This is a genomic window from Actinomyces sp. MRS3W (genome assembly GCF_032465695.1).
In the GTDB taxonomy this organism is placed as follows: domain Bacteria; phylum Actinomycetota; class Actinomycetes; order Actinomycetales; family Actinomycetaceae; genus Actinomyces.
In genome coordinates, this window is the sequence record NZ_JAWDJJ010000007.1 from 1 (window position 1) to 9,869 (window position 9,869).

Below are 9,869 nucleotides of genomic sequence, written 5' to 3' on the forward strand. Positions count from 1 at the left end.
GCTGGTCAATATCCGCCGCTTCGAACAGCGACAGGTGGAAACGCTCGTCGTCGGCGAGCTCCTCGACCGCGTCGTCATGCTGTGGACGGCCCACTCTTGAAGGTGGTGCGAATCGTGCCTGTGGATGACGGGCGCGTCACCACTCCCGTTGTGTTCGATGAAGAAACTCGGCCGGGAGGAGTGAATGGGAGAAGATGAGCTCCATGAGCCAAGCCCACCCCGCCACCCCGGCATCCTCCGCCGAGCTGACGGCCGTTCCCGCCGCGGTACGTGCCCGCTGGACCGAACTCGTTCGGGACATTGAACGCGCCCGGGACGCCTACTACGACGCCGTCGACGCCCAGAGCCCCTGGTCCGACGCCGAGTACGACGCCCTGTACCGCGAATTGGAGAGGCTCGAACAGACCCATCCGGCACTGCGACTGCCCACATCCCCCACCCAGTCGGTGGGGGGACGGCCGATCACGGATTTCGCCGAGGCCCCCCACCACGAGCGCATGTACTCCCTGCAGGACGCGTTCAGCCTGGAGGAGGTCGAGCAGTGGGCACAGCGCATGGCCGCCGAAACCGGCCTGCCCGACGCCGAGCTGCCCATGACCGCCGAGGTCAAGATCGACGGTCTGGCGGTTGCCCTGACCTATGAGCACGGTGTGCTCACCCGCGCCGCCACCCGCGGCGACGGTGTGGTGGGGGAGGACGTCACCGGCAATGTCCGCACCATTGCCTCGGTTCCGCTTGTGCTGGCCGGCTCGTCCCACCCGGAGCTGCTGGAGGTGCGCGGGGAGGTGTACTTCCCGGTGACAGCCTTCCACGAGTTCAACGAACGCCGACGCACCGAGAACCTCCAACGCGAGGCCGAGGGGCGTTCGCTCCTGCAGATATTCGCCAACCCCCGCAATGCCGCCGCCGGCTCACTGCGGCAGAAGAATCCGGCGATCACGGCATCCCGCCCACTGGCCATGATCGCCCACGGTATTGGCGCCATCACTCCGGTGCCGGGGGAGCAGCTGCCCACCGCCCAGCATGAGTGGTACGACCTGCTGGCCACCTGGGGGCTGCCGGTGTCGCCCTACAACGCCGTCGTGCGCGGCCGCGCCGAGCGTGAGGCCTACATCGCCCGTTACGCCGACCACCGTCACGACCTGCTGCACGAGATCGACGGCATCGTGTTCAAGCTCGATTCCCGGCCGCTGCAGGAGGAGCTGGGGCACACCTCCCGCGTCCCCCGCTGGGCGACGGCCTACAAGTACCCGCCCGAACAGGTGCACACCCGCCTGCTGGACATCGATGTTCAGGTCGGCCGCACGGGACGCGTCACCCCTTTCGGCATTATGGAACCCGCCCTGGTCGCCGGCTCCCGGGTATCGCGCGCCACCTTGCACAATGCCACCGAGGTGGCCCGCAAGGCGGTCAAGATCGGCGACATGGTGGTGCTGCGCAAGGCGGGCGACGTCATCCCGGAAATTGTGGGCCCCGTGCTCGAGCGGCGCGATGGCAGCGAACGCGACTTCGTTATGCCACAGCGCTGTCCCTCCTGCGGGACGCCCCTGGCCCCCGCCAAGGAGGGCGACGTCGACCTGCGCTGTCCCAATACCCGCTCCTGCCCGGCGCAATTGACCGAGCGCATTGCCCACATCGGTTCGCGCGGCGCGCTCGACGTCGAGGGGCTCGGTGATGAGGCCGCCGCGGCGCTGACCCAGCCCGACGCCGGTCGGGTCGAGGCGCTCGCGGCCCTCGCCGCCGGTCAGGAGTTGGAGACCGAACGCGGACGCCTGCGGTTGCCGGCCGGGCAGCTTGACGCGCTGCACGCCTCTGAGCGGGTGGGTGCCGCCGAGACCCTACTCGCCGAGGCGGGGATCACCGAGCAGAAACCGGTGCTGACGGGCGAAGCCACTTTGTTCGACCTCACCGCCCAGGACCTGCGCGACGTTTTCGTCTACCGCCCCATCACGCGTCGCGGCGAGCCGACCGGCAACTGGCGACTGCTGCGTTTCTTCTGGTCGAAGCAGACCTATACCCGCGACGGCGAGGTTAAACGGCCCACCGCCCCGGGCAAGAACGCCACCGCCATGCTGACCCAGTTGGATACGGCCAAGCAACGGCCGCTGTGGCGCGTACTGGTGGCCCTGTCGGTGCGGCATGTCGGCCCGACGGCGGCCCGAGCCCTGGCCACCCGCTTCGGTTCCATGGACGCGCTGCGCAGCGCCAGCTTGGAGGAACTGGCACAGGTCGACGGTGTAGGCCCGACCATCGCCGCCGCCTGGCGGGACTGGTTGCAGGTCGACTGGCACGAGCAGATTCTCTCCCGCTGGGCCGCGGCGGGTGTGCGCATGGCCGACACCGCCGAGTCGGCCCCATCGACCGCGCAGACGCTGGCCGGCCTCACCGTCGTCGTCACCGGCACCCTCCAGCACTTCACCCGGGACGGAGCCAAGGAGGCCATTGTGGCGCGGGGCGGCAAGGCATCCGGGAGCGTTTCCAAACGCACGAGCTACGTCGTCGTCGGGGAGAACGCCGGCTCCAAGGAGACCAAGGCGCGTGCGCTGGGACTGCCGCTGCTCGACGAAGCGGCCTTCGAGTCGCTACTGGACGGCGGCCCCGATGCGCTGGCCGCCCAGTAACGTTCCTGAACGGTGTCTCAGTAGTGGCTGACGACGGTGGTGCCGATCTCGGCCCAGTCGTAAATCCACTTGGCCTCAGCCACGGGCATGTTGAGGCAGCCATGCGAGCCGGAGAACCCCCAACTGGAGCGCCACGGGGCGCCGTGCAGGGCATAGCCCTGGTAGAAGTAGGAGATCCACGGGACACCCTCCGTCTCGTAGTCGGTGCCGTCGGCGTTCTGACCGCGCATGGTCTGGGTCTCGTACTGCAGGTAGACGTGGTAGGTGCCGGTGACGGTCGGCGTTTCGGCAGCGCCGTCGACGATATAGACCGGGCCGCGTACGACGGTGGCTCCCTCATAGGCGGTCACGGTCTTATTCGACAAGTTGATATCGACCCACTTCTCGCCGTCGGCGGCCTGGTAGACGAGGTTCTCGGCGCCGTCGGCGATCTGGCGCTCCTCCCACTCCTCCTCGCTGGTCGTCATCTCGAAGGTGCCGGCGTAGGCCTCACCGCTGGACAGTGCCGCGGTGATGCCTTCGGTGAGGGCGTCGGCGTTATTGACGGTCTGGCCGGCAACAGCTTCAACGCTAGTGGCGACAACCTCGCCCCGGGAGTTGACGTTGCGCTGGCCGGTCACCGGCGTGACATTGGCGTCGCTCGCCTGTGTGTCGACCCATTCGGCGACCTTGGTGGAATCGACACCCAGCGTGGGGGCGGCCTCGAGATTGTCGGTGATGGTGATCCACGATGCCTTGGTCGCCGCGTCGGCGGTGTAGGTCAGGGTGCCGTCGGCGCTGGTGATGGTGACGTCCTGGGCGATCCAGTCGTTGGCGTCGTCTGCCACCGCCTGGGCGTCGTCGTCGTCGACGGCGGGGGGAGTGTTCTCGTAGGCGACGTCGACGGAGGTGGGCGACAGCGAGCGGGCGGCCTCGGCGGCGGCGTCGGCCAGCGCGGTGGCCTCGACGCTCAGGCCCTCGCTCGACGTGGTGATCTCGAAGGTGGCGGTGTCGGTGTTGAGCGTGACGGAGGCGTTGCGGGCCTTAGCCTGGTCATCGGGGACCAAGCCGTCGGCGTAGTCCTCAAGCACGGTGTCGTCGCTGGTGGTCACGACGTCGATCTCGCCGGTGTCCAGGAGTGCCTTGAAACGGTCGACAATGCCCGCGCCACGGTTCATGGCGGCGTCGGCGGTCGCCTCGGCGTCGACAGTGGTGCCCAACTGCGTGAGTGAGGCGGTGGCCTGTGCATCGCCGGTGATGGTCACGGTGGCGGCCTCGGCCCGGGACTCGATAGCGGCGACGATCTGTTCCCGGCTCATACCGGACACATCGGTCCCGGCCACGGTTGTTCCCGGAACCGCGACATCGGAGTAGTGCTCGGCATAGGCATAGCCGCCTACACCGATGAGCAGGAGCAGCGCGGCCGCCGCTCCCCATACCCAGCGGCGACGACGCTTGGGACGCGCCGTGGGCGCGGCGACATCATCAGAGGAGTCGCTGGCGGTGTCCGCAGTGGAAGCGGAGGTGGGGGCGGATACGGCTGCGGGCGTGACGGCGCTTGGTGCCGAGGCAGAGCCTTCAACGTCTTCAACGCCGCTGGCGGCAACGGCCACAACTGCCGTGTTATTTGTTGGGTCTGTGTCGTCCGGCGGGGGCGGGGCAGTGCTCGCCTCGGGAGCAGGGACTTCCTGTGTGGCGGCGGGCGCCGGAGCCTCGTCCGACGTGGCGGCGGTGCCCGCAGAGGGGACAAGGATGGTATTTCTGGGAACAGCAGCCGCTCCATAGGGGCTCAACGGAACCGTGTCCGAGGCAGCGCCGGTGGCAGCGGGTCCGTCGGCCGGCGTCACCGACTCGTCGGTCTCCTCCGGGATCGGCCCGGTGGGGAACTTGTCGCTGTGCATAGGATCCTTATTCATCAACGCCCCGCGCGGCGGGAACGTCCGGTTGTGGGTATCCGCTCCAGGCACGGAAACTCTCCTGCTAATGACACCGGCCCGAGGTGGGAATGTCAATGTTCTCCGGCACGGTGCGTCTGTGATATCCCGCATGAGCGTTGAAAACCCGCCGCTCCACGGTGTGACCGGCAGACCATGCGGAACTCTTTTGTCATGCCATTGCGATGTCAAGGACATGCCATGGTGATGTGCAGGGACGATTCGGGTACCGGCATCGGCGGATGTCACCGCCGGTGGCGACGTCTACCGGCCGGCCGCCTGACGGAAGATGCTGCACGCGCGGGCGAATGGATACACTCACCCCATGTCTACTATTTCCAAGGATGAGGTCATCCGCGTTGCGGGGCTCGCGCGCGTGGCCCTCAGCGAGGAGGAGGTGGTGCGGCTGGCTGGCGAGCTGGACGCCGTGGCCTCCGCCTTCGCCCGGGTCACCAGCGTGGTCACTCCCGACCTGCCCGCCACCTCGCATCCAGTTCCACTGACCAACGTGATGCGGGAGGACACGCCCGGTCCCACACTCGACGTCGAAGAGCTCCTCGCCGGCGCGCCTGCCTCAGAGGACTCCGCATTCCTCGTTCCCCGCATCCTTGGAGAGGACTCCGCCTCATGACCCAGGCCACTACCGCTGGCACACTCGACTCCCTGGTTAAGGCCACCGCCGCGCAGCAGGCCGCTGCGCTGGCCGCGGGCGAGGTGACGTCCCGCGAGCTGACCCGCGCCCACCTCGACCGCATCGCGGCCGTTGACACGGCCGTGGGGGCTTTCTTGGACGTGGACGCCGACAAGGCCCTGGCCGACGCCGACGCCGCCGATGCTGCCCGACGCGATGCCGCCGAATCGGGAGCTCCCCTCGCCGAACTTGCCGGTGTGCCGGCAGCGGTCAAGGACCTCATCGTCACCCACGGCCAGGTGACCACCGCAGCCTCGAAGATTCTTGAGGGCTGGGTGCCCCCGTACGACGCCACCCTGGTTGCCAATCTGCGCGCCGCCCACCTGCCGATCCTGGGAAAGACCAACCTTGACGAGTTCGCCATGGGTGGCTCCACCGAGCACTCGGCCTTCGGGCGCACCGCCAACCCCTGGGACCTGGGGCGTATCCCCGGCGGCTCCTCGGGCGGTTCGGCCGCCGCGGTAGGCGCCTTCGAAGCGCCCGTTGCGGTCGGGACCGACACCGGCGGGTCCATCCGCCAGCCGGCGGCGGTGACTGGCACGGTCGGCGTCAAGCCCACCTACGGCACGGTATCCCGCTTCGGGGTCATCGCCATGGCCTCCTCTCTGGACACTCCCGGCCCCATGGCGCGCACCGTGCTGGACGCCGCGCTGCTGCACGACGTCATTGCTTCCTACGATCCGCTTGACTCCACGTCCCTGGCGGACGCGCCCCGCGGCATGGCCGAGGTTGTGCGCGCCGCCCAGGCCGGTGCCGATCTGACCGGGCTGCGAGTCGGGGTCATCGCCGAGCTCGACGGCGGCGAGGGCTACCACGCCGGCGTCGTCGACTCCTTCCACACCGCGTTGACGCTGTTGGAGGAAGCGGGCGCCATGGTCGAAACCGTGTCCCTGCCGCATCTGGAGTATGCGCTCGACGCCTACTACCTCATTATGCCCGCCGAGGCATCCTCCAACCTGGCCCGCTACGACGGCATGCGCTACGGACTGCGGGTGGAACCCGAGACGGGTCCGGTGACTGCCGAGACCGTCATGGCGGCCACCCGCGGGGCAGGATTCGGCGATGAGGTCAAGCGCCGCATCATCCTGGGGACGCATGTGCTCTCCGCCGGCTACTACGACGCCTATTACGGTTCCGCGCAAAAGGTCCGCACACTGATTCAGCGGGACTTCGCTGCGGCTTGGCAGCAGGCGGACGTGCTCGTGTCGCCGACGGCGCCGGTGACGGCCTACCGGTTCGGGGAGAAGGACGATCCGTTGGCCATGTACAAGCTGGACGTGACGACAATTCCCGCGAATTTGGCCGGGGTTCCGGCCATGAGCCTGCCTTCGGGGCTGAGCGACGACGGCCTGCCCGTCGGCTTCCAAATTCTGGGCCCGCAGCGCGCCGATGATCGTCTGTACCGGGTCGGCGCGGTGCTGGAGGCAATGCTGGAGAAGACATGGGGCGGTCACCTGCTTGCCCAGGCCCCCGAACTGGAGGTGAAGTGATATGAGTGAAGCGCTGATGGACTTTGACGAGGCGGTGCGCCGCTACGATCCGGTCATCGGGTTGGAGGTGCACGTTGAGTTGGGCACGGCCACCAAGATGTTCGATGCAGCCCCCAACGTGTTCGGTGCGCAGCCGAACACCATGGTGACTCCGACCAGCGTCGGCCTGCCCGGCGCCCTGCCGGTTGTCAACGGCAAGGGCGTGGAGTACGCCATCCGGATCGGGCTGGCGCTGGGTTGCCAGATTGCGGAGAGCTGTCGCTTTGCCCGTAAGAACTACTTCTATCCCGACCTGTGCAAGGACTTCCAGACCTCTCAGTCGGATGAGCCGATCGCCTTCGACGGTGCCGTCCCGGTGGAGTTGGACGACGGGACGGTCTTCACCGTGCCCATCGAGCGCGCCCACATGGAGGAGGACGCCGGGAAGAACGTCCACGTCGGTGGGACGGACGGGCGGATCGAGGGCGCTGACCATTCCCTGGTGGATTACAACCGTGCCGGTGTGCCGCTGGTGGAGATTGTGACGCGTCCGATCGAGGGCGCCGGTGAGCGGGCGCCGCAGGTCGCGGCGACCTATGTGCGCACGCTGCGAGACATCTTCCGTGCTCTGGGAGTGTCGGAGGCGCGCATGGAGCGCGGCAACGTGCGTGCCGACGTCAACGTGTCCCTGCGCGAGAGCCCCGACGCGCCCATGGGGACTCGTACGGAGACCAAGAACGTCAATACCTTCCGCGGGATCGAGAGCGTTGTCCGCTACGAGATCAGTCGCCAGGCGGCCATCCTCGCCAGCGGCGGCACGGTGGCGCAGGAAACCCGTCATGGGCAGGCCGACGGGACTACCCGGGCCGGGCGCATCAAGTCCGACGCCGACGACTACCGGTACTTCCCCGAGCCCGACCTGGTTCCGGTTGCCCCCAGCCGGGAGTGGGTTGAGGAGATCCGAGCGAGTCTGCCCGAGATGCCGGCGGCCAAGCGGCGACGGCTCAAGGCGGAGTGGGGACTTGCCGACGACGAGATGCGCGACGTCGTCAACGCCGGTGCACTCGACCTCATTGAGGCCACAGTCGCCGCTGGGACGAGTGGCCAGGCGGCTCGCAAGTGGTGGATGGGCGAATTGTCCCGGGCCGCCAAGGAGCAGGAGGTCGCGCTAGAGGATCTTCCTGTATCTCCGGCGCAGGTAGCGCAGCTGCAGGAGCTGGTTGATTCTGGACGCCTGACCGACAAGCTTGCGCGCCAGGTGCTGGAGGGAGTCCTGGCCGGTGAGGGTGATCCTCAAACCGTGGTCGAGGCCCGCGGACTCGAGGTGGTCTCAGACGATACGGCGCTGCTGGCTGCTGTCGACGAAGCCCTGGCCGCAAACCCCGATGTCGCGGACAAGATCCGTGGCGGCAAGGTGAAGGCCGCAGGGGCCATTGTCGGCGCGGTCATGAAGGCGACCCGGGGCCAGGCTGATGCCCGACGGGTACGTGAACTGGTCATGGAACGGGTCGGCAGCTGACCACCGCCCCAGCAGATCGCCTGTGACGGCGCCGCCAGTCTCCAGACTGTGAACCGGGAGACAGGCGGCGCCGTCTACCTCGCGGTAGCGCTAGGCTCAGGGCATCACGGCTAGCTTTCGAAGACCCGCGACCCTCGTTGGTCTGTAGCACATACCCCATAACGGAGGAACATGCCCATGGCACAACCGAGTCCCAGCTACACCGTTGCGCTTCATCTTGAGGTTCCCGCCTCGCAGAAGGCGGTGACGACGCTCGTCGACACCGCATCCGCAACCGGGGCTATCGTCAACGGTGTCGACGTCGCCGATACCGACGGTGACACCCTCATCGTGGATCTGACTGCGGACACGCGCGACTCCAAGCATCGCGGGGAGTTGGTCGCGGCAATCAAGAAGCTCGACGGTGTCATCGTCCACAATGTCGGCGACTCCACCTTCTTGGCTCACGTGGGGGGAAAGGTGGAGGTATCTCCCCGCACTCCCATCCACAATCGACGTGACCTTGCTCGCGTGTACACCCCCGGGGTTGCGCGTGTGTGCAAGGCAATTCACGATCACCCTGAGCGCGCGCGGCAGCTGACCATTAAGAAGAACACGGTTGCGGTCGTCACCGACGGCACCGCCGTGCTCGGCCTGGGCGACATCGGGCCAGAGGCAGCTATGCCTGTCATGGAGGGCAAGGCGGTGCTGTTCAAGCAGTTCGGTGACGTGGATGCCTGGCCGGTGGCGCTGGATACTAAGGATCCCGAGGAGATCATCAAGATCGTTAAGGCGATCGCGCCCGCCTACGGCGGTATCAACCTCGAGGACATCGCCGCACCCAAGTGCTTCGACATTGAGGCGCGCCTGCGTGCGGAACTTGACATCCCGGTTTTCCACGACGATCAGCACGGTACCGCGATCGTGACCCTCGCAGCGCTGATCAACGCGCTCAAGGTTGTCGGCAAACGGATTGAAGACGTCCGGATCGTATTGTCGGGGGTTGGCGCTGCTGGCTCTGCCATTGCTCGGCTGCTCATGGCGCACGGTGCTACCGACATTGTCGGCTACGGCCGTTCCGGTGCTCTGAACAGCGAACACACCGAGGGGATGAATGAGCACCGCAAGTGGCTCGCGGAGAACACCAACCCCCGCCACGTCTCCGGCTCGCTCAAGGAAGGACTGCAGGGGGCCGATGTCTTCATCGGGGTTTCGAGCGGCAACCTGCTCGAACCGAAGGACCTTGCGGTCATGAACGAGGGCGCGATCGTGTTTGCCATGGCGAACCCGACGCCCGAGGTTGATCCGGTGGGGGCCGCCGACTACGCGGCTGTGGTGGCCACGGGGCGCAGCGACTTCCCCAACCAGATCAACAATGTGTTGGCTTTCCCCGGGCTGTTCCGCGGTCTGCTCGACACCGGCATCACCGAGATCTCCGTGGAGTTGCTACGCGCTGCAGCGACCGGTATTGCCGGGGTTATCGCCGATGAGGAGCTGAGTCCGGTCTACATCATCCCCGGTGCGTTCGACAAGCGGGTGGCCAACGCGGTTGCGAAGGCCGTGCGCAAGTTCGCCGTCACTGACTGAGCGAGCACGACGTCGCCGCTGACGGCGTCATCCGCTGCGCAGCGCACTGCGTGGCCCTATGAGGCGGGGCCCCACCCGTGTGGGTGGGGC

General features: G+C 67.3%; 6 protein-coding genes. 5 read left to right on the forward strand and 1 reads right to left on the reverse strand.

The features are described 5' to 3' along the window. Positions 1-203 precede the first annotated feature (203 nt). Positions 204-2,621 carry an NAD-dependent DNA ligase LigA gene (gene ligA, locus RWX45_RS00115; RefSeq protein ID WP_316021768.1) on the forward strand — a complete coding sequence of 806 codons (2,418 nt, stop codon included), beginning with the start codon at positions 204-206 and terminating at the stop codon, positions 2,619-2,621. A gap of 17 nt (positions 2,622-2,638) precedes the next feature. On the opposite strand, the gene RWX45_RS00120 is transcribed toward ligA, so the two are convergent. After that, complete coding sequence (locus RWX45_RS00120) at positions 2,639-4,501, reverse strand: L,D-transpeptidase (protein WP_316021769.1); 1,863 nt, start codon at positions 4,499-4,501, stop codon at positions 2,639-2,641. Between the two features lie 358 nt (positions 4,502-4,859). Between RWX45_RS00120 and gatC the strand changes: the two genes are divergently transcribed. The 4 genes from gatC to RWX45_RS00140 all read left to right on the forward strand — a co-directional run bounded on the left by gatC (position 4,860) and on the right by RWX45_RS00140 (position 9,779). Continuing rightward, entirely contained in the window at positions 4,860-5,165 is a 306-nt protein-coding gene (gatC, locus tag RWX45_RS00125; RefSeq protein WP_316021770.1) for an Asp-tRNA(Asn)/Glu-tRNA(Gln) amidotransferase subunit GatC, read from the forward strand. Then, on the forward strand, positions 5,162-6,715 hold the full coding sequence (gatA, locus tag RWX45_RS00130) for an Asp-tRNA(Asn)/Glu-tRNA(Gln) amidotransferase subunit GatA (RefSeq protein ID WP_316021771.1): 1,554 nt from the start codon (positions 5,162-5,164) through the stop codon (positions 6,713-6,715). Before gatC ends, gatA begins: the two co-directional genes overlap by 4 nt. 1 nt (position 6,716) lies before the next feature. Next, positions 6,717-8,213 carry an Asp-tRNA(Asn)/Glu-tRNA(Gln) amidotransferase subunit GatB gene (gene gatB / locus RWX45_RS00135; protein WP_316021772.1) on the forward strand — a complete coding sequence of 499 codons (1,497 nt, stop codon included), beginning with the start codon at positions 6,717-6,719 and terminating at the stop codon, positions 8,211-8,213. A 177-nt stretch (positions 8,214-8,390) separates the two neighbouring features. Next, positions 8,391-9,779, forward strand: coding sequence for an NAD-dependent malic enzyme (locus RWX45_RS00140; protein ID WP_316021773.1), 1,389 nt, complete (start codon positions 8,391-8,393; stop codon positions 9,777-9,779). Positions 9,780-9,869: the final 90 nt, after the last annotated feature.